General features: G+C 71.9%; 26 protein-coding genes and 2 pseudogenes. 21 read left to right on the forward strand and 7 right to left on the reverse strand.

The window, feature by feature from the left end:
- Positions 1-23 precede the first annotated feature (23 nt).
- Positions 24-554: a type III secretion system chaperone family protein gene (locus ACZ619_RS09260; protein ID WP_469596177.1), complete on the forward strand. Its 531-nt coding sequence runs from the start codon at positions 24-26 to the stop codon at positions 552-554.
- A 24-nt stretch (positions 555-578) separates the two neighbouring features.
- Here the strand turns inward: ACZ619_RS09260 and ACZ619_RS09265 are convergent, their stop codons facing one another.
- Together ACZ619_RS09265 and ACZ619_RS09270 are read right to left on the reverse strand one after the other, a co-directional pair.
- Positions 579-1,769, reverse strand: a complete 1,191-nt coding sequence (locus ACZ619_RS09265; RefSeq protein WP_469596179.1) for a hypothetical protein — start codon at positions 1,767-1,769, stop codon at positions 579-581.
- A 295-nt stretch (positions 1,770-2,064) separates the two neighbouring features.
- A pseudogene (locus ACZ619_RS09270) lies at positions 2,065-2,500 on the reverse strand (aminotransferase class I/II-fold pyridoxal phosphate-dependent enzyme); the annotation flags it as partial.
- Positions 2,501-2,692: 192 nt separating this feature from the next.
- Between ACZ619_RS09270 and ACZ619_RS09275 the strand changes: the two are divergent.
- Complete coding sequence (locus ACZ619_RS09275; RefSeq protein ID WP_061927666.1) at positions 2,693-3,178, forward strand: hypothetical protein; 486 nt, start codon at positions 2,693-2,695, stop codon at positions 3,176-3,178.
- Positions 3,175-3,525, forward strand: a complete 351-nt coding sequence (locus ACZ619_RS09280) for a hypothetical protein (RefSeq protein WP_381189122.1) — start codon at positions 3,175-3,177, stop codon at positions 3,523-3,525. Before ACZ619_RS09275 ends, ACZ619_RS09280 begins: the two co-directional genes overlap by 4 nt.
- Before the next feature lie 638 nt (positions 3,526-4,163).
- Here the strand turns inward: ACZ619_RS09280 and ACZ619_RS09285 are convergent.
- Both ACZ619_RS09285 and ACZ619_RS09290 read right to left on the reverse strand, forming a co-directional pair.
- On the reverse strand, positions 4,164-5,270 hold the full coding sequence (locus ACZ619_RS09285) for a hypothetical protein (protein WP_469596756.1): 1,107 nt from the start codon (positions 5,268-5,270) through the stop codon (positions 4,164-4,166).
- A 441-nt stretch (positions 5,271-5,711) separates the two neighbouring features.
- Positions 5,712-6,899: a pyridoxal phosphate-dependent aminotransferase gene (locus tag ACZ619_RS09290; protein ID WP_469596183.1), complete on the reverse strand. Its 1,188-nt coding sequence runs from the start codon at positions 6,897-6,899 to the stop codon at positions 5,712-5,714.
- Between the two features lie 140 nt (positions 6,900-7,039).
- Here ACZ619_RS09290 and ACZ619_RS09295 point away from each other — a divergent pair, with 140 nt between their 5' ends.
- From ACZ619_RS09295 to ACZ619_RS09370, 16 genes and pseudogenes are all read left to right on the forward strand, one after another.
- Positions 7,040-7,345, forward strand: coding sequence for a hypothetical protein (locus ACZ619_RS09295; RefSeq protein ID WP_469596186.1), 306 nt, complete (start codon positions 7,040-7,042; stop codon positions 7,343-7,345).
- A gap of 272 nt (positions 7,346-7,617) precedes the next feature.
- Positions 7,618-8,154, forward strand: a complete 537-nt coding sequence (locus ACZ619_RS09300; protein ID WP_469596189.1) for a DUF2617 family protein — start codon at positions 7,618-7,620, stop codon at positions 8,152-8,154.
- Positions 8,155-8,254: 100 nt separating this feature from the next.
- Positions 8,255-9,889, forward strand: a complete 1,635-nt coding sequence (locus ACZ619_RS09305) for a polyamine aminopropyltransferase (RefSeq protein ID WP_469596191.1) — start codon at positions 8,255-8,257, stop codon at positions 9,887-9,889.
- 52 nt (positions 9,890-9,941) lie between these two features.
- The gene (locus tag ACZ619_RS09310; RefSeq protein WP_469596193.1) at positions 9,942-10,673 is read left to right on the forward strand and encodes an SRPBCC family protein; all 732 of its coding nucleotides are present in this window, start codon (positions 9,942-9,944) and stop codon (positions 10,671-10,673) included.
- A gap of 58 nt (positions 10,674-10,731) precedes the next feature.
- Complete coding sequence (locus ACZ619_RS09315; protein ID WP_469596195.1) at positions 10,732-11,520, forward strand: aldose epimerase family protein; 789 nt, start codon at positions 10,732-10,734, stop codon at positions 11,518-11,520.
- Between the two features lie 10 nt (positions 11,521-11,530).
- A complete protein-coding gene (gene pyrE / locus ACZ619_RS09320) occupies positions 11,531-12,079 on the forward strand; it encodes an orotate phosphoribosyltransferase (protein ID WP_469596197.1) in 549 nt (182 codons plus the stop codon).
- Between the two features lie 160 nt (positions 12,080-12,239).
- Positions 12,240-13,262, forward strand: a complete 1,023-nt coding sequence (fbaA, locus tag ACZ619_RS09325) for a class II fructose-bisphosphate aldolase (protein ID WP_469596199.1) — start codon at positions 12,240-12,242, stop codon at positions 13,260-13,262.
- 63 nt (positions 13,263-13,325) lie between these two features.
- Positions 13,326-14,810 carry an MFS transporter gene (locus ACZ619_RS09330; protein ID WP_469596201.1) on the forward strand — a complete coding sequence of 495 codons (1,485 nt, stop codon included), beginning with the start codon at positions 13,326-13,328 and terminating at the stop codon, positions 14,808-14,810.
- 68 nt (positions 14,811-14,878) lie between these two features.
- Positions 14,879-15,292, forward strand: a complete 414-nt coding sequence (locus ACZ619_RS09335) for a DUF3151 domain-containing protein (protein WP_469596204.1) — start codon at positions 14,879-14,881, stop codon at positions 15,290-15,292.
- 150 nt (positions 15,293-15,442) lie between these two features.
- On the forward strand, positions 15,443-16,288 hold the full coding sequence (locus ACZ619_RS09340; RefSeq protein ID WP_469596206.1) for a tryptophan 2,3-dioxygenase family protein: 846 nt from the start codon (positions 15,443-15,445) through the stop codon (positions 16,286-16,288).
- Positions 16,281-17,588 carry a kynureninase gene (kynU, locus tag ACZ619_RS09345; RefSeq protein ID WP_469596209.1) on the forward strand — a complete coding sequence of 436 codons (1,308 nt, stop codon included), beginning with the start codon at positions 16,281-16,283 and terminating at the stop codon, positions 17,586-17,588. Before ACZ619_RS09340 ends, kynU begins: the two co-directional genes overlap by 8 nt.
- A gap of 176 nt (positions 17,589-17,764) precedes the next feature.
- Positions 17,765-18,640 carry an alpha/beta hydrolase gene (locus tag ACZ619_RS09350; RefSeq protein WP_469596759.1) on the forward strand — a complete coding sequence of 292 codons (876 nt, stop codon included), beginning with the start codon at positions 17,765-17,767 and terminating at the stop codon, positions 18,638-18,640.
- A 12-nt stretch (positions 18,641-18,652) separates the two neighbouring features.
- A pseudogene (locus ACZ619_RS09355) lies at positions 18,653-18,814 on the forward strand (response regulator transcription factor); the annotation flags it as partial.
- A 153-nt stretch (positions 18,815-18,967) separates the two neighbouring features.
- Complete coding sequence (locus ACZ619_RS09360; protein ID WP_469596761.1) at positions 18,968-20,305, forward strand: sensor histidine kinase; 1,338 nt, start codon at positions 18,968-18,970, stop codon at positions 20,303-20,305.
- On the forward strand, positions 20,302-20,967 hold the full coding sequence (locus ACZ619_RS09365; RefSeq protein WP_469596210.1) for a response regulator transcription factor: 666 nt from the start codon (positions 20,302-20,304) through the stop codon (positions 20,965-20,967). Before ACZ619_RS09360 ends, ACZ619_RS09365 begins: the two co-directional genes overlap by 4 nt.
- A gap of 251 nt (positions 20,968-21,218) precedes the next feature.
- Positions 21,219-22,013 carry an MHYT domain-containing protein gene (locus tag ACZ619_RS09370; RefSeq protein WP_469596212.1) on the forward strand — a complete coding sequence of 265 codons (795 nt, stop codon included), beginning with the start codon at positions 21,219-21,221 and terminating at the stop codon, positions 22,011-22,013.
- A gap of 13 nt (positions 22,014-22,026) precedes the next feature.
- On the opposite strand, the gene ACZ619_RS09375 is transcribed toward ACZ619_RS09370, so the two are convergent.
- From ACZ619_RS09375 to ACZ619_RS09385, 3 genes are all read right to left on the reverse strand, one after another.
- Positions 22,027-22,500 carry an NUDIX hydrolase gene (locus ACZ619_RS09375; protein ID WP_469596214.1) on the reverse strand — a complete coding sequence of 158 codons (474 nt, stop codon included), beginning with the start codon at positions 22,498-22,500 and terminating at the stop codon, positions 22,027-22,029.
- Between the two features lie 53 nt (positions 22,501-22,553).
- A complete protein-coding gene (locus tag ACZ619_RS09380; RefSeq protein WP_469596216.1) occupies positions 22,554-22,817 on the reverse strand; it encodes a hypothetical protein in 264 nt (87 codons plus the stop codon).
- Positions 22,818-22,878: 61 nt separating this feature from the next.
- Positions 22,879-23,292, reverse strand: coding sequence for an ATP-binding protein (locus ACZ619_RS09385; RefSeq protein WP_469596218.1), 414 nt, complete (start codon positions 23,290-23,292; stop codon positions 22,879-22,881).
- A gap of 221 nt (positions 23,293-23,513) precedes the next feature.
- Between ACZ619_RS09385 and ACZ619_RS09390 the strand changes: the two genes are divergently transcribed.
- Both ACZ619_RS09390 and ACZ619_RS09395 read left to right on the forward strand, forming a co-directional pair.
- Positions 23,514-24,365 (forward strand): helix-turn-helix domain-containing protein, encoded by an 852-nt coding sequence (locus ACZ619_RS09390; protein WP_469596219.1) that lies wholly within the window; start codon positions 23,514-23,516, stop codon positions 24,363-24,365.
- Positions 24,365-24,547 carry a DUF397 domain-containing protein gene (locus ACZ619_RS09395; RefSeq protein ID WP_469596221.1) on the forward strand — a complete coding sequence of 61 codons (183 nt, stop codon included), beginning with the start codon at positions 24,365-24,367 and terminating at the stop codon, positions 24,545-24,547. Before ACZ619_RS09390 ends, ACZ619_RS09395 begins: the two co-directional genes overlap by 1 nt.
- The last annotated feature ends 30 nt before the right edge of the window (positions 24,548-24,577 follow it).

Here is a 24,577-nt window from a genome sequence, read left to right on the forward strand (position 1 = left end):
GTCCAGACGAAGGGAAAATCACGGTGACCATCGACCCGTCCTCGATTCCGAACTTCGGGGGCCAGCCCGAGCCGCAGCCCCAAGGACCGGCGGGCCCCGTCGTCCCGGATCAGGATCTTGTGAAGCAGCTCCTCGACCAGATGGAGCTCAAGTACGTCATCGACGACGAGGGCGACCTCGCGGCGCCGTGGGAGCAGTTCCGCACGTACTTCATGTTCCGCGGAGAGGACGAGCAGGCGGTCTTCTCGGTGCGGACGTTCTACGACCGCCCCCACCAGATCGACGAGAAGCCGCAGCTCCTCGAGTCGATCGACGACTGGAACCGGCGCACCCTGTGGCCCAAGGTCTACAGCCACACCCACGACGACGGCACCGTCCGTCTCATCGGTGAGGCCCAGATGCTCATCGGCACGGGCGTCGACATCAACCACTTCGTCTCGTCCACGGTCAGCTGGGTGCGGGCCGCGATCGAGTTCGACAAGTGGCTCGTCGAGCAGCTCGGCCTGGAGGAGGACGTCAACGAGGCCGAAGAGAAGCCCGAGGACGGCGAGTAGGACGAGCAGTCGGTCCGCGTCGCCCTACAGGGGCGTGTGCGCGTACACCACCAGGTACGTGCCGTAGCCGAAGGAGAGCCCGGCCAGGGCCGCCACCACCACGGTGGCGTGCCACGGCCGGGCTCTCGCCGTCCGTACGAGCGCCCGCGCCACCGGCAGCAGCAGGGGGAACGCGGGCAGCAGGAAGCGGGGCTTGGACTCGAAGAAGCCCGAGCCGCCGAGCGCGATCAGCAGCAGTACGGCCGTGTAGGCGAGCAGCGGGAGCGGGGCGCGGTCGACCAGCAGCAGGGCGTAGAGGACCACCGCCGTCGCCACGATCACGATGGTCATCGGGAAGACGAACCGGTTGCCGTGCAGCAGCAGCGCGCGGGCGAACAGCAGCGAGCCCCGGCCGAAGTCGAAGCGCGAGCCCCACAGCCGCTGCACGTCGAAGTAGCCGCCGAGCAGGTCCCCGGTGCGGCGGCCGACCCACAGGACGTACGCCGTCCAGCCGAGCGGGGCGAGCGCCGCGCCCGTCCACAGCCTGTGGGTGGCCCGGCCGCGGCTCCGCCACAGCTCGCAGGCGGCGGCCAGGAGCACGGCCGCGGCCACCGCGAAGCCGTTCGGCCGGGACAGCCCGGCCAGCGCGGCCAGCGCGCCCGCCCACAGCCAGTTCCCGGCCAGCACCGCGTACAGCGCCCACGCGGCGAAGGCGGCCAGCACCGGTTCCGTGTACGCCATGGACAGGACCACGGAGTGCGGGAGCAGGCTCCACAGCAGGACCAGCGCGGTGCCCACCGCGCGGCCGTGCAGCCGGGCGCCCACCGCGTAGACCCCGGCGGCGGCCGCGCCGGCGGCCGTCCACGACACCAGCAGTCCGGCGCCGGCCCCGCTCAGCGGGGTCAGCGCCGTCAGGACCCGGACCAGGGCCGGATAGAGCGGGAAGAACGCCAGGTCGCTGTGGACGACGCCGGACCGGAAGTGCAGGGTGCGGCCGTAGCCGTGCGCCGCGATGCCCAGGTACCAGAGGGAGTCCCAGGACCGGCCGAGCAGGGTCAGCGGATGTCCGCCGCGGGCCCAGGCGGCCAGCGCCAGCACGGCCATGCCGGCCAGCCGGACCGTGGCGAACAGTCCCACGGCGAACCCGCCCACCGCGACGGGGGACAGCCTGGCCGGTGCCCGGGAACCGGGCTGCTCGGCGACGGAGGGGGCGAGTGCGGTGCTGGCGTGGCTCACACTCGCACAGTGCAGGCGGACCCGGTCGACTGCGAGAGATACGCACCCGAAGGGGTACCCACCCCCACCCCCCGGCGCGCCACCCGCGCGGAGGGGCGCGGGGATGCTATTCGGGGGCCGATCAGCCCCGCTCCGCCGCCCACCCGGACCGCGAGCCGCCGGACGGGCCGCGCGCCACGCCTCCCCGGACACCGCCGTTCCCGAGCCGGCCGGGCCCCGGCACGGGTCCGACTTCGGCCCCGCTGCCTACGCCGTACGACGAGACCGCGTCGAGCGCACCTGGCCGTCGTGACGGCTACGACAGCTTGCGCAGGCGTTCTGCTGCCTCCCTGAGGACGTCCGCGCGCTTGCAGAAGGCGAAGCGGACGAAGGGGGGCGCCCGCCTCGCGGTGGTCGTAGAAGACCGCGTTCGGGATGGCGACGACGCCCGCGCGCTCCGGGAGGGAGCGGCAGAAGGCGAAGCCGTCGCTCTCGCCGAGGGGGCGGATGTCGGTGGTGATGAAGTACGTGCCGGCGGTGTCGTAGACCTCGAAGCCCGCCTCCCGCAGGCCGGACGCGAGGATGTCGCGCTTGGCCCGCATGTCCTCGCGGAAGGACTCGAAGTAGGAGTCGGGCAGGGCGAGGGCCTCGGCGACGGCGTACTGGAAGGGGCCCGAGGCGACGTAGGTCAGGAACTGCTTCGCCGAGCGCACCGCCCCGACCAGCTCCGGCGTGGACGTCACCCAGGCCACTCCGTGTTCATGCACCCATTTGTTTCCTGGCTCCGCGTCGGGCCAGGTCGGTGCCCCCGTGAACTCGTTGCCGGCGCAGCAGCAGCAGCAGCATCGTCGGAGGGGGCGGGTCCTGTCGCAGGAGTAGGGCTTCCAGCTGCTACCCACCCTCGCGCGATAGAAATCAGAGCACAATCAGAGTACAGTCTGAGTATGAGTATCGCGCCCTTGGCATTCGAGTCGGAGTCTGTCTCGTTCACCGATCTGTCGCGGAACCCGAAGGCTGTCGCTGCCAGGGCTGCGGCCCTGGGATGCCTGCGTGTCACGCACCGAGACGCGCCCGACATGGTGCTGACCACAGCCATATACGCAGAGCGCGCCGAGGAGAACCTGACCACGGCGTCCCGGCTGTTCCTTGCGCTGTTGAAGCAGGACGACGGTGCCAAGTCGCTTTTGCTCGCGCTGCCCGAGGTGTTCCCGTGGGTGCGCCATCTGGATGCTGAGGAAGTCCGGGAATTCACTGTCGAGCTTCTGGAAGCGCTGTCCGACGCCGCTGAACTGGGTGCCAGGGAGGCTGTGCACCGAGCGATCGTCTCGTGGCGGGCCACCGCCCGCATCAACGCCGACCCCGACCAGCTCAGGGAAGCACTCCGTCCGCTTGGCGACGTCGACCTCGGCCCCGTCGAGGTGCACGAGTGAGCCCGAAGAAAGGCGATCGGGTCAGCGTCCCTCCGCTGAGCGGCTGGAACGTCATCCACGGGACGACCGAGGCCGCGACCGGTTGGGAAGAGCTGTGCCGGGTGGCGCTGCCGAACGCGCATCGCTGCCTGGAAGCCCTTCGCACGGACCCGTTGTCGCGGGCCAACTGGAACCGCCAGCACCAGCTGCGCGGTCGGCATGCCACCAGGGAGTGGAAGGGCTCCGAGTTGGAGCAGTGGGAGTACGAGATCACCAGCGGTGGCCGGGTCCGCTACTTGGTCAGCCCGGAGACCTCGACCGTGATCCTCGTGTATGCCTCCCCGCGACACCCGAAAGACACTGAGTAGCACCGTCGCTCCAGGTGCTGGCGAGGCCGACACGACGGGCGGTCCTTCGATCAGTCGGCGGCTGGGCAGGGTAAGCATCGGTACACGGACAACGTCCCAGCCTCTGCGGCACCAGAGGGCCGCCTACCTGCGCCAGGCGGTGCCCGCGCTCGTGGAGCGGTCCAGGCCGATCCAGGAGAGGGCGGCGAGCAGCCACTCGTACGCGCCGCGTTCGGCTAGGCGGCTTCGGCCGGGCGGGCGAGGCCGCCGTTTCGTCGAGGGAGCGCAGTTTCAGGAGGACGAAATCGTCCTCCGCGTCGAGCCGTTCGGCGCGGCCCAGCGCGGTGGACCACAGGGCCCATCAGCATCGGTGTCTCGGTGATCCGTGGACGGCGGACGCGGCCCGCGGCATGCTGCGGCGGGCCGGGAAATGGGCCGGCCTGCCCGGCCGCATCAAGCAGCACCGGTTCTGACACAGCACCATGGGCGTGCTCCTCGATGCGTCGGGCGACGACCCGCTGGTGGCCAAGGAGCAGGTAGGCGTGCCTCGATGAAGATGGTCGACGAGGTCTACGGTCACCCCGATCAGCACTCGCCGGAGTTCGTGGCCGCGCTGAACGCCGTCTGGGGTGAAGAGGAGTGAGTGCACCTCCCGAGCGCTAGAAAAGGCCGGTGGACGTGTACTGCGTGAGGTTCGCAAGAATCTCGCGCAGCCACGGGCTGCGAGCGGCTGGTAGCCGGACCAGGGTGTGCTGGAACGATCCCTGGGCGGCCCGGAACAGGGAATTGGGGCGCGGTGGGAGCGGGTCATCGCGGAGGACGTCTTGAGGTATGCCGCCCGACGCGGGAACCGGCAAGTTCGGCTGGGGAGAGGTCAACCACAGCCACACCCCGAGCGGCAGCGGCACCGGGTATGCCGATGTAGCTGGGCCGGCCGGGGACCAGGTCTGACCCGTCTGCGGATGGATCGGTACCAGGAGGATGTCGACGCCTGTGTCGGGAGCGGGCCGTCCCGGTCCAGCCAGGACGGCGCGGCGCTTCGGCGGGCCCGCGGGCAGCATGGCGTCGAGCGCGCGTTGGAACACGTCCGTGGTCAGACCGTCAGGGACCTTCACTGGCTGCCCTTCGGAGGCCACCAGCAGGTGGGCGAGCGCCTGGCCGGCTGCCGCCTCCCATTGAGGACTCCACGACCAGTAGTGACTCGACCCGAGCCGTCCTCCCCACGTGGCAATCGGCTCGAACGGGGGCGTGCTCTCCCCCTTCTCCGTCAGCTCCTTCCAGGAGAGCGGCGCAGCGTCGACACCGTCAAGGAGGACGCGGTACACGGCGTCCGAGCTGAGCCGCACTGCCTGCCAGAGCGAGCAGTCGTCGATCCGGGTCGCCACAGGCAGGCCGCACGTCACGCAGGCCAAGTTGGGGCCGTCAGCCCCGTCGAGGCCACAGCAGGCACCACCGCGCTTCTCGGGCATCAGCCGGGTTCCTCGGATATCACCAGGCGCGACGACAATCGCCCCGGGTGCGCTGTCGGACAGGGCGTAGACCGGCGCGTAGATGCCGCGTGCCTCCGCCTCTTCCGGATCGATCTCGTCCCACATCCGCCACGGACCTCCCCAGGGGGCCGGGTCCACGGCGAACGTCCCCGGCTCCATCAGCACCGGAAGCTGGACTCCGTTCCCGTAACTCTGACGGGCGTGGGGCGGAAGGGAGACCTGGGACAAAGGGACGGTCAGCTCGGTGTCGCAACTCGCACATACGAAAACGAACAGAGACCCTCCGCATGAGAAACAGGCGCATCGTCGCACCTCGGCGGCAGCCAGCCAACATGTGGGACGTCGATCGTGCACACGTCGCACGCACTGTGGACGCCGACGCCGAGGTGCCGTTCTGAGCGCTGGTGTGGAGCCGCTCGCGGCTACGCGATCGCGGCCGCCGGCCACCCCGTACGCCTGCATCATCGCCTTCGGCCTGGTTGCTGAGGCCGAACACCAAGTCGTCAGGCAGTGCTGATGGCGCTCTGACGCGCGGCCGTCGTGCGCAATTCTCCGAGCGCTCTCACGGGCTACCCCTGTACCTGGAGGTGCAGGGGCGCCACCTGGTTGAGACACGTCGCAACCGCCTCGGCATGCTTCGCTGGGCCGCCCCGGGCTGCCTCGGGTAACGTCCGACCTTCTTGCTTGGGGAGAAGCCCGGCAGACACCCCCGCATCGCTAAAAGGCCGCCTTGAGTCGCTTGGCTGCCTCCTGGAGGACCTCCGTCTGCTTGCAGAAGGCGAACCGTACGAAGGGTGCACCGGCCTCGCGGTGGTCGTAGAAGACGGCGTTGGGGATGGCGACGACGCCCGCTCGCTCCGGAAGCGCACGGCAGAAGGCGAAGCCGTCGGACTCGCCGAGCGGGCGGATGTCGGTGGTGATGAAGTACGTGCCCGCGGTCCTGAATACCGAGAAGCCCGCCTCGGTCAGGCCCGCGCTCAGCAGGTCACGCTTGGCCCGCATGTCCTCGCGGAAGGCGGCGAAGTACGCCTCGGGCAGGCTCAGCGCCTCCGCGACGGCGTACTGGAAGGGCCCGGAGGCGACGTACGTCAGGAATTGCTTGGCGGAACGGACGGCGGTCACGAGTTCCGCGGTACCGGTCACCCAGCCGACCTTCCAGCCGGTGAAGGAGAAGGTCTTGCCGGCCGAGCCGATGGTGACCGTGCGCTCGCGCATGCCGGGGAGGGTGGCGAGGGGGATGTGCTCGGCGTCGTCGAAGACCAGGTGCTCGTAGACCTCGTCGGTGACGACCAGCAGGTCCCGCTCGACCGCCAGCTCCGCGACCGCGGTCAGCTCGGCGCGGGTGAGGACCGTGCCGGTCGGGTTGTGCGGGGTGTTGATCAGCAGCAGCCGGGTGCGCGGGGTGACCGCGGCGCGCAGCTCGTCCAGGTCGAGGCGGAACGCGCCCGCGTCGGGACGCAGGGTGACCGGGACCCGGGTGCCGCCGGCCATCGCGATGCAGGCCGCGTAGGAGTCGTAGTACGGCTCCAGGGCGACCACCTCGTCACCGGGCTCCAGCAGGGCGAGCAGGGTGGCCGCGATGGCCTCCGTCGCGCCCGCGGTGACCAGGACCTCGGCGTCGGGGTCGAAGGACAGCCCGTACCGGCGCTCCTGGTGCGCGGCGATCGCGGTGCGCAGCTCGGGGACGCCGGGGCCCGGCGGGTACTGGTTGCCGCGCCCCTCGCGCAGCGCCCGCACGGCCGCCTCCCGGACCTCCTCGGGGCCGTCGGTGTCCGGGAACCCCTGCCCGAGGTTGATGGACCCGGTGCTCAGGGCGAGCGCGGACATCTCGGCGAAGATCGTGGTCCCGAACTCGGCGAGCCGGCGGTTGAGGAAGGGGCGTGCGGTGGAGGTCATGCCGGTCATCCTGCGCCCAAGCTCTGGACTTCCTCAACTCTGCTTTGACTGGCGAGACGACCGGGCATCCCCCGGGCACGCCGCGTTCTCGCGGCGGCCGGGGCGCCCACGGGGGGTCGCCCTCGGGGGCAAGGAAAGAAGGTGGCGCCATGGGCATCGTCCTCATCGTGGTGGTGGTCGCGGTCATCTGCTTCGCCGTCGTACGGTCCGCGGTCCGCAAGGGCGGCGGTGGCGGCAGGGGCTCCGGCCGGGGCGGGTCCTCCGGCTACGACGGGTCGGGCAGCTGGTGGGCCGGGGACTCGGGGTCGTCGTCCTCGCACGGCGGTCACGGCGGCGGGCACAGCCACGGCGGCCACTCCTGCGGTGGCGGCGGGCACTCCTCCTGCGGCGGCGGTTCGTCCTGCGGCGGCGGGTCCTCGTGCGGCGGCGGTGGCGGCTGCGGCGGGGGGAACTGAGAACCGCGCCGGGGGGAACCGGGGCGGGGTGGAGCGCGCGGCGTGGTTGAACAGTTGAGCTGTGGAGCCCTCTGAGGGATGGAAACCCCACGAAGTTGGGTAAAAACGCTGTGTCAGCGCCACAGTTCATGATTCCCTCTAAAACACCAAAGCAGCACCTCGGACGTCCTGACGACACCCCTCCCCGGCTGGGCCGGCCGGGCCGATCTCCCGGTGTCGACCGAGGTGCGCCGGACCACACTCCCCCCTTTGCGCGTTAGCGGAGCCGATCCATGCTCACGACCCTTCACACCTCCTACACCGATACGCGTGCGGCCGACCTCGCCTGGGCCCTGGGGCGTGAGCCGTTGCCCGCCCTGGCCACCCTCGACCTGGCACTGGCCGGCGCCAAGCTGCAGCTGAGACTGCTCGGCGCGTCCCACCAGGTGCTCCTGGAGGACGAGCAGGGCGGCTGTTCGGAGACGGTGGCGTGCATCCCGGGGTCCAGCACCCCCCTGCCGCTCGGGGTCGCCAAGCGCATCGGCGACTGGTCCTACGAGTTCGCGGCGCGCGTGGAGGTCCTGTCACCGGGCTCCTTCGCGGGCCGCGCCCAGGAACTGCTGGCCCTGGTCTCCGAGCACCCGCACGGTCTCGCCGGCGTCTTCCCGGGCAGCCCGCACGCGTTCACCGCCATGCTGGCCCAGCGCCACGAGGGCCAGGTGCACTGGCGGACCTGGCACGCCTACCCGCAGGACGGCCAGCTGGTCGCGACGCGCACCAGGGTCGGCGTACGGATGCCGGCGGCCGTGCCGGAACCGATCGGCGGCTGAATCCGGCCACCGGTGGCATAAACCAACAGCGCGTCAAGGCAAGCGAGTTCCACACGTGTGGGTGACGAAGCGTACCGAGCGAGTGACGTAACGTCGCAGAGTGATCGATCCGCACGCACCTGCCCCACCGGGCACACCGCAGCCCTGGGGCACCCCCGCGCCGCTGCCCGTGCGGCCGGGGACGGGACGCTTCCTGGTCCTGGCGTGCGTCTTCGTCTGCGCCGCCTGCGGATTGGTGTACGAACTCGAACTGGTGGCCCTCGCCTCGTACTTGATCGGCGACTCGGTCACCCAGGCCTCCGTGGTCCTGTCCGTGATGGTCTTCGCGATGGGCGTCGGCTCGCTCGGCGCCAAACGGCTGCGCTGGCACGCGGCCGCCGGATTCGCCGCGGTGGAGGCCGGGTTGGCGCTGGTCGGCGGGTGCAGCGCCATGGTGCTCTACGCCGTCTTCGCCTGGACCGGCGACTGGGGCGGCCTGTGGGCCGCCGGCCCGCGCTGCCTGCTGGTCGCCTTCTCCCTCGCCATCGGCCTGCTCATCGGCGCCGAGGTCCCGCTGCTGATGGAGCTGATCCAGCGGATCCGCCGCCAGGACGCGGGCGGCGCGGTGGCCGACCTGTTCGCGGCGGACTACGTGGGCGCGCTCGTCGGCGGCCTGGCCTTCCCCTTCCTGCTGCTGCCGTTCCTGGGCCAGCTGACGGGCACCCTGCTCACCGGCACCGTCAACGTCGCCGCCGGCGGCGCCCTGGTCCTCGGCCTGTTCCGCGGCGACCTGTCCCGCCGGGCCCGCTGGACCCTGCTGGCCGTCGGCGTCACCGTCCTCGGCGTCCTCGGCTCCGCCGCCGCTCTCGTCGACGACTTCGAGCGGGCCGCGCGGCACGCCGTCTACGGCGACGACGTCCGGGTCGCCCTCCAGACGGATGTCCAGGAGATCGTCCTCACCGGCGGCACCCACGGCCGCCCCCTCGACCTCTTCCTGGACGGCCGGCTGCGGGTCGGCGGCCGTGACGAACGCCGGTACCACGAGGCCCTCGTCCACCCCGCGATGAGCGGCCCGCACGCACGCGTCCTGATCCTCGGCGGCGGCGACGGCATGGCCGCCCGCGAGGCGCTCCGGCAGCCCGGCGTCCGCCGCGTCGACGTCGTCGAACTCGACGCGGGACTGGTCCGGCTCGCCCGCCACGACCCCGGCCTCGCCGCCCTCAACGGCCATGTCTACGACGACCCCCGCGTCCACGCGCACACCGCCGACGCCTTCTGCTGGCTGCGCGGGACGCGGGCGCGCGCCGCCTACGACGTGGTCGTCGCCGACCTGCCCGACCCCGGCATCACCGCCAGCACCAAGCTGTACTCCGAGGAGTTCTACGGCCTGGTCCGGCGGGCCCTCGCCCCCGGCGGCCGCCTCGTCGTCCACGCCGGCCCGGTCCAGGCCCGCCCCCGCGCGTTCTGGACGGTCGCCGCGACCCTGCGCGCCGCCGGACTGGCCACCACCCCGTACCGGGTCCTCGGCCACGACGCCGGCTTCGCCGCGGGCCCCGACCGCTCGGCGGGCGAGTCCAGGGCCCCGCACGACTGGGGCTTCGTCCTGGCGGCCCCGGGCTCCCGCGCCCCGCCGCTGGTCCTGCCGGCCGGCGGCCCGCACCCGTGGACGCTGACCCGGCGGGCGCTGGCGGACGACCGGCTGCGGACACCGGCGGCGTGGCCGCCCGCCTCCACGTTGGTGCATCCGCGCTATTGAGGCCGGTCGCCGCGGGGTGTGGCGAGGCGACTCGTGGGTAGGCTCAGACGCCATGGAGCACCAGGTACACGTCCCGGCCCCGGCCTCACGGCTCAGGGAGGCGCTGGCCGATCCCGCGCGGGTCGCCCGGGCGGTCCCCGGCCTCCAGCAGGACGCGGGCGCCGAACCCGGCACCGGCCGGCTCAAGGTCCGCGTCGGCGGCCACTCCGTCACCTACCGCGGCTCCCTGCGTGTCGCCGCCCGCCCCGACGGCTCCTACGCGCTCGACGGCGACGCCACCGAGGCGCGCGGCACCGGCACGGTGAAGCTGGCGCTCACGCTCCGGCTCGCCGACGGCGACGAGGGCGGCTGCACGGTCACGGTGACCGGCACGGCCTCCGCGGGCGGGCGGGTCGCGGAGCTGCCGGCCGAGGCGGTGGCGTCGGCGGCGGCCAGGCTCCTGAACCGTTTCGCGGAAGGGCTCGGCGAGGAGGTGCCACCCGAGGCGGCCCCCGGCCAACCGGCGACGGTCTTCGAGACGGAGGTCCCCCCGCCGTCCCTGGCCCCCGAACCGGAGGAGGAACCCCTCCCCGAGGTCTTCGCCGAGGCCGCGCACGCCCGCCGCACGATGATCGGCCGCAGCGCGGAGGAGGTCGACCACGCCCCGCCCCGCGGCCGCTACGCCCCGGTCCCCGCCCCGCAGACGGCCACCGCGACGTCGACCCTGCGCTGGGCGGCCCCGGCCGCGGCCCTCGCCCTGGCCTCGGCGATCGTGGTGACGAGGGCGCTGCGCAGACGCCGGTGAGCGAGGCGCCCCAGAGGGGCGCGGGACCCCGGCGATCCGCCCCCAGTACTGTCATCCCGTGAGTAACGAAGACATCACGCTGACCGCGGGCGACACGACGCTCCGACTCCACCCCGGCAACGGCGGACGCATCGCCGGTCTGGAGGTCGGTTCCCTGGAACTCCTGCGCCAGGGGGACCGTTACGGCTGCTTCCCGATGGTGCCGTGGTGCGGCCGCATCAGGGACGGCCGCTTCCTCGACGGCGCCACCGTCCGCCAGATGCCCCTCAACTCCCCGCCGCACGCCATCCACGGCACCGCCCGCGACGGCGCCTGGCGCACCGCCCGGGTCTCCGCCGACGAGGCCGTGATCACCCGTGACCTCGGCGACCCCTGGCCGCACCCCGCCCGCGTCACCCACGTCGTCCAGCTCGCCGAGGACTCCCTGACGCTGACGATGTCCGTGGAGACGTACGACGACTCCTTCCCGGCGCAGATCGGCTGGCACCCCTGGTTCAACCGCAGCCTCGGCGGCCGGGACGTGCAGGTCGCCTTCGACCCCGCCTGGCAGGAGGAGCGCGGCGACGACCACCTGCCGACCGGCAACCGCATCGAGGCCGAGCCCGGCCCCTGGGACGACTGCTTCGGCATGCCCGACGGCGTCGACGTCACCCTGACCTGGCCGGAGCGGCTCGAACTGAAGGTCGCCAGCCGCGAGCAGTGGGTCGTGGTCTACGACGAACAGGACGCCGCCGTCTGCGTGGAGCCGCAGACCGGTCCGCCCAACGGGCTGAACACGCTGCCCCGGCTCGTCACGCCGCTGGAGCCGCTGGAAGCCACGACCACCTGGACCTGGCGCCGCCTCTAAGCTGGGCGGCATGAGTGACGTACGCGCTGAGCTGCTGGAACAGATCAAGAACAAGGCCGTGGTGCACGGCAGGGTGACCCTGTCGTCGGGGCTGGAGGCCGACTACTACGTCGACCTCCGCCGCGTCACCCTCGACGGCGAGGCCGCCCCGCTCGTCGGCCAGGTGCTGCTGGACCTGACCGAGGACCTGGAGTTCGACGCCGTCGGCGGGCTCACCATGGGCGCCGACCCGGTCGCCGGCGCCATGCTGCACGCCGCCGCCGCCCGCGGCCGCCGCCTCGACGCCTTCGTCGTGCGCAAGGCCGCCAAGGCGCACGGCATGCAGCGCCGGGTCGAGGGACCCGAGATCAAGGGCCGGCGCGTACTCGTCGTCGAGGACACCTCCACCACCGGCGGCTCCCCGCTGACCGCCGTGGAGGCCGTGCGCGAGGCCGGCGCCGAGGTCGTCGCCGTCGCCACCATCGTCGACCGCGCCACCGGCGCCGCCGAGAAGATCGAGGCCGGCGCCGGGGTGCCGTACCGCTTCGCCTTCTCGAAGGATGAACTGGGGCTGGACTGAACAGCCGGTCGACGAGTGGGATCGACCCGGACCCGACCGACGCCCGGAGCATCGGTTCAGGTCTGGAAGGATGGGGCCGACGATGACGTCGCCCCCAAGGTCTAGGTCAGGGCCGTAAGAAAAAGCAGTACGCCGACCCGCACATTCAAGGAGCGGACAGATGCCCATCGCAACCCCCGAGGTCTACAACGAGATGCTCGACCGGGCGAAGGCAGGCAAGTTCGCCTACCCGGCCATCAACGTCACCTCGACCCAGACCCTGCACGCGGCGCTGCGCGGCTTCGCGGAGGCGGAGAGCGACGGCATCGTCCAGATCTCCACGGGCGGCGCCGAGTTCCTGGGCGGCCAGTACAAGAAGGACATGGTCACCGGCTCGGTCGCGCTCGCCGAGTTCGCGCACATCGTCGCCGACAAGTACCCGGTCAACATCGCGCTGCACACGGACCACTGCCCGAAGGACAAGCTCGACGGGTACGTACGTCCGCTGCTCGCGATCTCCGAGGAGCGCGTGAAGAACGGCCGCAACCCGCTCTTCCAGTCGCACATGTGGGACGGCTCCGCCGAGACCCTCGCCGACAACCTCGCCATCGCGCAGGAGCTCCTGGAGCAGGCCCGCCGCGCCAACATCATCCTCGAGGTCGAGATCACCCCGACCGGCGGCGAGGAGGACGGCGTCTCCCACGAGATCAACGACTCCCTCTACACCACGGTCGAGGACGCGATCCGTACCGTCGAGGCCCTGGGCCTGGGCGAGAAGGGCCGCTACCTGCTCGCCGCCTCCTTCGGCAACGTGCACGGCGTGTACAAGCCGGGCAACGTCGTGCTCCGCCCCGACCTGCTGAAGGAGCTGAACGACGGCGTCGCCGCCAAGTACGGCAAGCAGTCGCCGTTCGACTTCGTCTTCCACGGCGGCTCCGGCTCCACCGAGGAGGAGATCCGCACCGCGCTGGACAACGGCGTCGTGAAGATGAACCTCGACACGGACACCCAGTACGCCTTCACCCGTCCGGTCGCCGACCACATGTTCAGGAACTACGACGGCGTCCTGAAGGTCGACGGCGAGGTCGGCTCCAAGAAGACCTACGACCCGCGCACCTGGGGCAAGCTGGCCGAGGCGGGCATGGCCGCGCGCGTCGTCGAGGCCACGCAGAACCTGCGCTCCGCGGGCAACAAGATCAAGTAAGCGGTAGCGGTACCCGGACCCGGCGCCTGCCCACGGTGCCGGGTCCGCTGTATACCTGGACCCATGCCCGACGTCCGGCTGGCCTCTGCACAGGGCAAGTGGATCCTGATCACCACCGTCCTCGGTTCCAGCATGGCGATGCTGGACTCGACGGTCGTCAACGTCGCCCTGCCGCGCATCGGACAGGACCTGGACGCGAGCCTGTCCGCGCTCCAGTGGACGGTCAACGCGTACATGCTGACGCTGGCCGGCCTGATCCTGCTCGGCGGTTCGCTCGGCGACCGGTACGGCCGCCGGAAGGTCTTCGTCACCGGCGTCGTCTGGTTCGCGGCCGCCTCCCTGCTCTGCGGCCTGGCCCCGGACGACGCCGTCCTGATCGCCGCCCGCGCCCTCCAGGGCATCGGCGGCGCCCTCCTCACCCCCGGCTCCCTGGCCCTCATCCAGGCCTCCTTCCACCCCGACGACCGGGCCCGCGCGGTCGGCCTGTGGTCCGGCTTCGGCGGCATCGGCGCGGCCGTCGGCCCGTTCCTGGGCGGCTGGCTGGTGGACGGCCCCGGCTGGCGCTGGGTGTTCCTCCTCAACGTCCCGCTGGCCCTGCTCTGCGTCCCGATCGCCCTGCGCCACGTGCCGGAGTCCGCCGCGGGCACCTCCCGCCCGGACGAGGCCGGGAGCGGGGGAGGCCGCGCCCACGGCCGCTTCGACGTCCTCGGCGCGGCCCTCGCCGCCCTCGCCCTCGGCCTGGTGACGTACGCGCTGATCGAGGCCGGGACCACGGCGCTGCTCGCCGTGGCGGGCGTCGCGGTCGGCGTGGCGTTCGTGTACGTCGAGAAGCGCCGCCGGGACCCGATGCTCCCGCTGGACATCTTCGCCTCCCGCCAGTTCACCGCGCTGAACGTGGTCACCCTGTGCGTGTACGGGGCCTTCGGCGGCTACTTCTTCCTCACCGCCCTCCAGCTCCAGGTGGTCGCGGGCTACTCCGCCCTCGCCGCGGGCACCGCCCTGCTCCCCACCACCGCCCTGATGCTGCTGTTCTCGGCCCGCTCGGGCGCCCTCGCCGACCGCATCGGCCCGCGCGTCCCGCTCACCGTCGGGCCCCTGCTCTGCGCCACCGCGATGCTCCTGATGCTGCGGGTCGGCGAGCACGCGGACTACCTGACCGACGTCCTGCCGGCCGTCCTCGTCATGGGCGCCGGCATGGTCACCCTGGTGGCCCCGCTGACCGCCTCCGTCCTCGCCTCCGTGGACACCGCCCGCGCGGGCATCGCCAGCGGCGTCAACAACGCGGCCGCGCGGGCGGCGAGCCTGATCGCGGTGGCGGCGCTGCCGCTGCTCGCGGGCATGGGCCCGGAGGCCTACCGGTCGGCCCCGGCCTTCGACGCGGCCTTCGACCGGGCGATGCCGATCTGCGCCGGGGTGCTGGTCGTGGGCGCGGTCCTGGCCTTCGCCCTGGTACGCCGCCCGGCCCCCGGCTGCGCACGCCCGGAATGCCGCCGCCACGGCAACGTCACGACACCCCCACTGGAACCGGAGGACCACACCACCCGGTAGCCACCATCCGGTGGGCCCCCGGACCCCGGTCCGCCGGGCCGCGGGCCCGGGTGCGCCAGACTGGGGGCATGAGCATTCACGGAAACCTTCTCGGCGGCCCGCCCCCCACCCATCTGCCCGACGACCCGGCCCCCCGCGAACTCCTCGCGCAGGGCACCGCCCCCGCCGACGTCGCCGCCAAGTACCCCACCTCCTCACTCGCCTGGGCCCAGCTCGCCGACGACGCGTTCGAGCGCGGCTCGGTCGTGGAGTCGTACGCCTACGCGCGTACCGGCTACCACCGCGGCCTGGACGCGCTGCGCCGCAACGGCTGGAAGGGGCACGGCCCCGTCCCCTGGGAGCACGAGCCCAACCGGGGCTTCCTGCGCGCCCTGCACGGCCTGGCCCGTGCCGCGCAGTCGATCGGGGAGCAGGAGGAGTACGAGCGCTGCTCGCAGTTCCTGAAGGACTCCTCGCCGGCGGCGGCCCAGACCCTGGGCTGACCCCCCCCGTACGGAGGTGTGGCCCGCCCGGCAACAGGCGGGCCTTGCCGTTTGCGGGTTACGTTGCGGAGGATGCCGGTGGGGACCGGGGCCCCCGTGTCGGCATCGGCAGGGGCGGACCGCTACCCGGAGCAACAACAGGAGACCGCGATGTCCCATCAGGCTCAGCCCGCCGTGGCTTCGGAGCCCGAGACCCCGCATCTCGACTTCGCGGGCACGACGCCGTACGAGGACTACGTCAGGGCGGACGTGCTCACCCACCTTCAGCACCCCCTCTCCGACGACCCCGGAGAGATGGTCTTCCTGGTCACCACCCAGGTCATGGAGCTGTGGTTCACCGTCATCGTGCACGAGTGGGAGACCGCCGCGGCGGCCCTGCGCGGCGACGACATCCCCACCGCGATCGCCGCGCTGAAGCGGTCCACCCGGGAGCTGGAGGCGCTGAACGCCTCCTGGCAGCCGCTCGGCCGGCTCACCCCCGCCCAGTTCAACTCCTACCGCTCCGCCCTCGGCGAGGGCTCCGGCTTCCAGTCGGCGATGTACCGGCGGATGGAGTTCCTGCTCGGCGAGAAGTCCGCGTCCATGCTCGTCCCGCACCGCGGCGCGCCGCGCGTGCACGCCGAACTGGAGAAGGCCCTGCACGAGCCGAGCCTGTACGACGAGGTGGTGCGGCTGCTGGGCCGGCGGGGACATCCGATCCCGGACGCGGTGCTGGCACGTGACACGGCACTGCGCTACGAACCCGCCGACGCCGTGGAGGCCGCCTGGGCCGCCGTCTACTCCGGTGACGGGGACGCCGGCCTCGCGCGCCTGGGCGAGGCGCTGACCGACGTCGCCGAACTCGTCTGGCGCTGGCGCAACGACCACCTGGTCGCCACCCGCCGCGCGATGGGCGCCAAGCCCGGCACCGGCGGCTCGGCCGGGGTCGCCTGGCTGGAGAAGCGCGCCCGCAAGAACGTGTTCCCGGAGCTGTGGACGGCGAGGTCCCATGTCTGAACTGGCCCTGAGGGCACGGAAGCTGGACGCGTCGGACGGCCTGGCCGCACTCCGCTCCCGCTTCGTCCTCGACACCGCGTCCGATCACGCGGCTGACACCGAGGGTGTCTACCTGGACGGCAACTCGCTCGGCGCGCTGCCGGCGCACGTCCCCGGCCGGGTCGAGGACGTCGTCCGTCGGCAGTGGGGCGAGCTGCGCATCCGGTCCTGGGACGAGAGCGGCTGGTGGACCGCGCCGGAGCGGATCGGCGACCGGATCGCCCCGCTGGTCGGCGCGGCGAGCGGCCAGATCGTGGTCGGCGACTCCACAAGTGTCAACATCTTCAAGGCACTTGTGGGTGCGGTCCGTCTCGCGGGGGAGGGCCGGGACGAGATCCTCGTCGACGCGACGACCTTCCCCACGGACGGCTACATCGCCGAGTCCGCGGCCCGGCTGACGGGTTGCGTGCCGCGGCCGGTCGCGCCGGCCGAGGTGCGTGCCGCACTCGGCGACCGCACCGCCGCCGTGCTGCTCAACCACGTCGACTACCGCACGGGCCGGCTGCACGACCTGCCCGCCCTCACCGCCGCGGTCCACGCGGCCGGCGCCGTCTCCGTCTGGGACCTGTGCCACAGCGCGGGCGCGCTCCCCGTGGGCCTCGACGAGCACGGGGTCGACCTGGCGGTCGGCTGCACCTACAAGTACCTGAACGGCGGCCCGGGTTCACCCGCGTACCTCTACGTCCGCCGCGAACTGCAGGACCGCTTCGACTCCCCGCTGCCCGGCTGGAACTCGCACGCCGAGCCGTTCGGGATGCGGCCAAAGTACGAGGCGGCGCCGGGCGCGGTGCGCGGCCGGGTCGGCACCCCGGACATCCTCTCCATGCTCGCCCTGGAGGCGGCGCTGGAGGTCTGGGACGGGGTGGAGGTGGCGGCCGTGCGCGCCAAGTCCCTCGCCCTGACGGACTTCTTCCTGGAGTGCGTCGAGGCGTACCTACCGGAGGGACGCGTCCAGTCGGTGACCCCGGTCGCGCACGAGGAGCGCGGCAGCCAGATCGCGCTGCGCTGCGCCGACGCCGGGGACGTGATGCGGCGGCTGATCGAGCGGGGCGTGGTCGGCGACTTCCGGCACCCCGACATCCTCCGCTTCGGCTTCACCCCGCTGTACGTCGGTTTCACGGACGTGGAGCGGGCGGCGCGGGTGCTGGGCGAGGTGGCCGCGGAGACGGCCGGAGCGGCGGCCGCGGAAACGACTGGAGAGACGCCCGGGGAGACGCCCGGAGCGGCGGCTGGAGAAGCGGCTGGAGCGGTCGTCGGCTAGCGACATGACGACATAGTGATCCCGGCGTGGAGGCCGGGACGGTACAGAACCGTTTAATCCTCACCGTGCGTCACATCCACGTGTCGCCGCACGTCACCGGCCTGATACCGTCCCGGCCAACGGCCGAGTTCCCCACCTGGTCCGCCAAGAACACCATGTCGTTGAGAGGTTGGAGCATGCCGGACGACGCCGCAGCAGCACGGGCCGCCGCCGAGGAGGAGTCGGCCTTCGCGCACCCGCACGTCGAGCCCGACGCCACGGCGGCCTACGGCGACCACCCCGACCAGGTGATCGACTTCTACGCCCCGCGCGGCGAGGAGGCATCGGCCCCGCTCGTGGTCGTCCTGCACGGGGGCGCGTGGCGGGCACCGTACGACCGCGGCCACATCACCCCCTTCGCCGACTACCTGGCCCGGCGCGGCTTCGCGGTGGCCAACGTCGAGTACCGGCGCGGCGCGGCGCTCCCCGCGCAGGGCGGTACGGCCCCGGTCGCCGGGCGCTGGCCGGACACCTTCGACGACGTCGCGGCGGCGCTGGACGCGCTGGGGGAGCTGGCCCGCGCGGCGGTGCCCCGGGCGGACCTGCGCCGTACGGTGCTCACCGGCCACTCGGCGGGCGGCCACCTGGCGCTGTGGGCGGCGGCACGGCACGTGCTCCCGGCGGACGCAGGGTGGCGCACCTCCGGGCCGGCCCCGCTGCGCGGTGTCGTCGCCCTGGCCCCGATCGCGGACTTCGCGATGGCCGAGAAGCTCGACGTCTGCGGGAACGCCGCGCTGCAACTCCTCGGCGGGGAGGAGAAGTTCTCCGACCGTCAGCGCTACGCCGACCCGGCGCTGCTGCTGCCCACGGGCATCGCGACCACCCTGGTCCAGGGCCGCACGGACGTGGTCGTCCCGCAGGCGGTCGCCGAGTCCTACGCGGACGCGGCGGCCAAGGCCGGCGAGGTGGTCGGCCTGACGCTGCTGGAGGACGTCGGCCACTTCCCCCTGATCGACCCGGCGGCGGACGCCTGCGCGGTGGTGGCGGAGGAGATCGCCCAACTGGCCTGGTGAGCGCCCCGGACACGGGGTCTGTCGAACGCGGGGACAGCCGGGCGGCCGGTCGTCGCCGAGCGGACGGTGAAGACCCACGTGGGCCGCATCCCGGTGAAGCTCGGGCTGCGGGACCGCACCCGGGCCGCGGTGTTCGCGTACGAGTCGGGGCCGGTACGGCCGTCGGGCTACTGAGGGACCCCGTCCCCGTAGTACCTGAGGAGGAGGCCGGAGGACCCTTCTCACTGGTGACGACGGCGACCCCGGGCTCCGCCTACGGTCGGGTACGTGACCGAGACGACCGACACGACGACCGAGACGACCGACACCACGACCGAGACGCGGTCGATGCCGCCGGAGCCGCCGGACGGCGCGTTCGACCCCTACAAGCCGCGCAGTCCGGAGGTCCGGGCGGCCCTGGAGGCCCTGCGCAGGCTGCGGCAGGACCTGTTCGACGACGCCTTCGCCTACCGCCCGTTGCCCCCGCTGGGCGACGACCACCCGTTCGTCCGCAGGTTCTCCGGGCGGCTGCGGGAGTACGCGGCCCGGGCCCCGCACCTCGCGGTGACCGCGGCCGGCGCACTGGTGCTGATGGTGTCCGTCGCGAACCGTCCGCAGGGCGGGTTCGGGAGCCTGGTGGCCGGCCTGTTCGCGCTCGCGCCGGTGCTGCTCACGCTGGCCCGCCCGGTCGCCGCCTTCTGGCTGTCGCTCCTCGCGGCCTGCGTCGGCAACCTGCTGGGCAGCGCCTGGGACGACTGGCCCTGGACGCCGGGCAACTTCCTCTCCCACGTGGTGGTGCTGGCGGTCGTCGCGGCCCGCACCCGCCCGCGCACGGCGGCCTGGATGTGGGCGATCACCGCGTTCTACGGCTTCTCGGCCGTCTCCGTCTTCGGCTCGGGCCACTACGGCGACAACGTCGGCCCGATGCTGGTCGTCTCCGCGATCGTCCTGCTCGCGGTGAGCGTGCGGCAGATCCGGCGGGAGGCCGAGCAGACGGTGACCGAGCAGCGGACGGTGACCGCGCACGAGCGTTCCCGGCGCACGCTCCTGGAGGAGCGCACGACGATCGCCCGCGAGCTGCACGACGTGGTGGCCCACCACATGTCGGTGGTCGCGATCCAGGCGGAGGCGGCGCCGTACCGGGTGGAGAACCCGCCGCCGGAGCTGGAGAAGGCGTTCGTCACGATCCGCGAGAACGCGGTGGCCGCCCTCACCGAGCTGCGCCGTGTCCTCGGGGTGGTCCGTGCCGAGGACTACGAGGCCCCGGACGCACCGCAGCCCACCCTGGCCGACCTGGACGCGCTGCTGGCCAATGTGCGGGAGGCGGGTCTGGGCGTCGACAAGGCGGTGACCGGCGCGGTCCGCGAACTCCCGCAGGGCGTGGAGCTGTCGGCGTACCGCATCGTGCAGGAGGCGCTGAGCAACACCCTGCGCCACGCGCCGGGCGCGAGCGCCCGGGTGGAGATCGGCTACGTCCTGGGCGGGCTGGGCCTGCGGGTGGTCAACGGTCCGCCGCCCCGGCCGGCCCTGCTCAAGCCGTCCCCCGGCGCCGGTCACGGCATCGCGGGCATGCGGGAGCGGGTCTCGATGCTGAACGGCGAGATGACGGCGGCCCCGACGGCCGAGGGAGGCTACGAGGTGACGGTGTTCCTGCCGGTCGCCACGACCGCCGAAGGTGACGCATGACCATCCGCGTCCTGATCGCGGACGACCAGATGATGGTGCGCGAGGGCTTCTCGGTCCTGCTGAACGCGATGCCGGACATCGAGGTCGTCGGCGAGGCGGTCAACGGCCGGGAGGCGGTGGACCGGGTCCGTGAACTGGCGCCCGACGTGGTTCTGATGGACATCCGGATGCCCGGTGTGAACGGCATCGAGGCGACCCGGGAGATCGTGGCCGCCGACAGCACGGCGAAGGTCCTGGTCCTCACCACGTTCGACCTCGACGAGTACGTCTACCAGGCCCTGCGCGCGGGAGCCTCCGGCTTCCTCCTCAAGGACGCCTCGGCCCGGCAACTGGCGGACGGCGTGCGCGTGGTCGCCTCCGGGGAGGCCCTGCTCGCCCCCTCGGTCACCAGGCGCCTGATCACGGAGTTCTCCCGGCTGGCCGACAGTCCCCGTCCGATGCCCACGGCCCACGCGGCCTACGGCGGCCTCACCGACCGGGAGACGGAGGTGCTCGTCCTCATCGCACGGGGCCTGTCCAACGCGGAGATGGCGGAGCGGCTGGTGGTGGCCGAGTCGACGATCAAGACCCATGTCAGCCGGGTGCTGGTGAAGCTGGGGCTCAGGGACCGCACCCAGGCGGCGGTGTTCGCGTACGAGGCGCGGCTGGTGACTCCGGGCTAGCCGCGGGCGGGACGCACATGCCAAAAGCACTGTCGTTGTTGCGTTTCGGTAGCGAGCGGTACAGGAGTGGACACAGCGTGCTCAAGTTGTGTTTGAATGGTGAATGAATCAGCCAGGTGGCGCGTTTCGGTCGCCTGTTACGGCTGCATTCACCCGTTTCAGCACCCCGTCCCCACCCCGCGTTCCCCTTCCTGCTTCCCCGGCGGGAACCGCTCACCGCCGTCCCCGTTCGCGTGAGGAAAGTTGCCGCGATGACCGCTGACGTGTCCGAGTTCCACTATGGGCTGATCACCCCGATCGTCGCCTATCTGATGGCCTGTCTGGGAGCCGTGCTGGCCCTGCGCTGCACGACCCGTTCGATCGGCCGCGGGCGTGGGGAGAAACGATTCGGCTGGCTTGCCCTGGGCGCGGTCTCCCTCGGCTGCGGCATCTGGACCATGCACTTCATCGCGATGATCGGGTTCAGCGTCGACGGCGCGCTGGTCAATTACGACACCGGCCGGACGCTGCTCAGCCTCTTCGTCGCCATCGTGGTGGTCGCCGTCGGCGTCTTCCTGGTCGGCTACCGCGGCTCCGGCACCGCCACGCTGGGCACCGCGGGCGTGCTGACCGGTCTCGGGGTGGCGGCGATGCACTACCTCGGCATGACCGCGATGGACACCGGCGGCACCGTGCACTACAGCACGGTGGCCGTCGTCCTCTCCGTGGTGATCGCCGTGGTCGCCGCGACCGCCGCGCTCTGGGCGGCGGTGTCGATCAGCGCGGTCTGGGCGACCGTCGGAGCGAGCCTCGTGATGGGGGCCGCGGTCACGGCCATGCACTACACCGGCATGGCCGGCGTGAGCGTCCACGTCGTCCAGGCGCAGAGCGGCCAGTCCTCCACCAGCCTGCTCTCCTTCCTCCTCGTCATGCTGGCCGGTCCGGTGGCGGCCCTGGTCCTCGCGGGCGCCATCGTCATGTTCGACCCCGAGGTCGTCCTCGGTCAGGGCGACTGGGAGCCCAGCGGCCAGCGGGAGCCGGCGCCGAGCCGCCACTTCACGTCCTGACCCTCCGCGGAGGCTAGGCGGAGACCGTGAACCGAGCGGCCGGCTCGTCGTCCACGGCGGCGGCTATGCGGGCGAGCATGTCGTCCGTCATGGGCGGCAGGCCGTCCAGGGGGAACCAGCGGGCGGCGGTGTTCTCGCCGTCGGCCGGCCGCGGTTCACCGGATCGCCAGCGCAGCCGGAACACCAGGTCGAGGTACTGCGCCCGGTCTCCGTTGGCGTAGCGCACCTGGTCCGTGACGTTCACCATCGCCAGGCGCTCCGGGACGGCTTCGACGGCGGTCTCCTCCAGCACCTCCCGCACCGCGGCGTCGGCCGGCTGCTCCCCGGGGTCGATGATGCCCGTCACCGCGGTCCACTCACTGGTGTCGGCACGCTTCGCCAGCAGCACGGCCCCCTCCCTCAGGACCACCGCGGTCACGCCCGACAGCCACAACGGCTCGTTTCCGATCTTCTCGCGCAACGCGAGAACAAAATCTGGTGTCGCCATCGGGCAAGGATAGAAAACCCGTACCCGCCCCCGCCGACACGACCGGAACGGGATCAGACGCCCGGGGCGTCGAAGAGTTCCTCGGCGCTCGTGGCCTCCCACGCACGGTCCATCCAGACGCCGAGCCGTTCGTAGTCACGGCAGGACAGGACGCACTCGCGCACCTGCTCGGAGACCGGCACCCCACGACGCTCCAGCAACATGATCACCATCTGCCCCCGCTCCTCCTCACGCCCTTCCTCGCGTCCTTCTTCACGCCCCTCTTCACGAACTTTCTCGGCCGCCGCGGAGCGGAAGAAGATTTCCATGGTGCTCATCAGTTGCCTCCGGGTCTCAGGGGCACGACGCAGCGGGTCTGCCCGGTGTCCTGTGGATCTGTCACGCCGTGGCCAGTTCGCACCACACGTACTTGCCCCGGCCGCCGGATCCGGACAGTGACTGCCAGCCCCACAGGTCGGAGCAGGCGCGGACCAGGGCCAGGCCTCGGCCGTTCTCCTCGTCGCCGTCGGCGAAGGCCGGCGACTCGCCGGGAAGGGTCGGGGGTTCGGGATCCGCGTCGCATGCGCCGACCCGCAGCGCCCCGTCCGAGTAGCGCACCCGCAGGGCGACCGGGCCCTTCGTGTGCCGTACGGCGTTGGAGACCAACTCCGTGGCGAGCAGTTCCGCGGTGTCGATCACGTCGATCAGTTCGTGCATGGTCAGGATCAGCCGGAGTGTGCGGCGGCAGACGGTGACGGCGCGCGGGTCGTCGGGGACGTGGAGTGAGTACTCCCAGGAGTCGCTTTCGGACATGCGTGAACTCCGTTCGGCTGGTGGGGGGTGCGGTCATCGGACGGTGGCATTGCCGCAACCGCCGTGGCAGGACGGAGCGGTGCACTTCCGGAGTTCCGGTTTCGCAGGGTGTTCGTCGCATCACCGACGGTAGGGCAGAAAATTATTCCAGGGCAAGCCGCTGTCGTAATCTGACACCCGAACGTGGTTGGTTCACCGAGTGGGTTGGGACGGGAGATCGCATGCCGCCGAGGGGGAATCCCACTGCCCGGCAGGTCCGCCTCGGGGCCGAACTGCGCAAGCTGCGCGAGGCGGCGGGCCTGAAGGCCCGTGAAGCGGTGGCGTTCCTGGGCTCGACCTCGGTTCAGGTGAGCCAGATGGAAGCGGGGATCGCCGGCGTCAGCGCAGAGCGCGTCCGCCGTCTGGCAGAGCACTACGGTTGCACGGACGAAGCGTTGATCGACGCGCTGACAGGGATGACCGGCGACCGTACGCGTGGCTGGTGGGAGGAGTACCGGGGAGTGCTGCCTCCGGTGTTCCTGGACACTGCTGAAGCCGAGTGTCACGCAACCTCCCTGCGAGAAGCCGTGATCACCTACGTTCCGGGGCTGCTGCAGACAGCCGACTACGCCCGCGCGGTCTATGCGTACGTGCAACCCGGGCTGCCCGCGAGCGTGCTGGCCCCTTGGGTGGAGCACCGGATGCGGCGGCGGGCGGTCATCGAGGGCGACCGCCCCACCCCCTACGAGACGCTCATCCATGAGTGCGCTCTCCGCGTGCGGGTGTCGGATCGCAGAGTCTGGAGGGCCCAACTCCGGCAGATCCTGGACCAGATCGAACGGGGACACGCGACGGTTCGCGTCATCCCCTTCGACCAGGACGGTTTCGGCGGCGCCGGAATCTCGATGATGTACGCGAGTGGACCGGTACCGCAGTTGGACACCGGCCTTCGCGACGCTCCCACCGGCGTCGCCTTCATCGACGCGGCAGATCAGCTGGAACAGCTTCGAGTGCTCTTCCTTAAGATGCGGGGAGCGTCGCTGGACTCCACCGCATCACGGGAGTTCATCCACCGACTGACGAAGGAGCCGTAATGAACTGGCGCAAGTCGACGTACTCCGGGGGCGGTCAGGGCGACACCTGTGTCGAAGTCGCCGACGCGCACGCCCGTATAGCCATACGTGACTCAAAGGCCCCCACCCGCGCCACCCTTACCTTTCCCGCCCCCGCGTTCGCCGCTCTGGTCGGTCACCTCAAGGTGGGCGCGGTGCGTTGACAGGGCGTTGGGCAGGGAGCTCAGGGTCAT

The sequence above is a fragment of the Streptomyces sp. NPDC104367 genome (genome assembly GCF_055583825.1).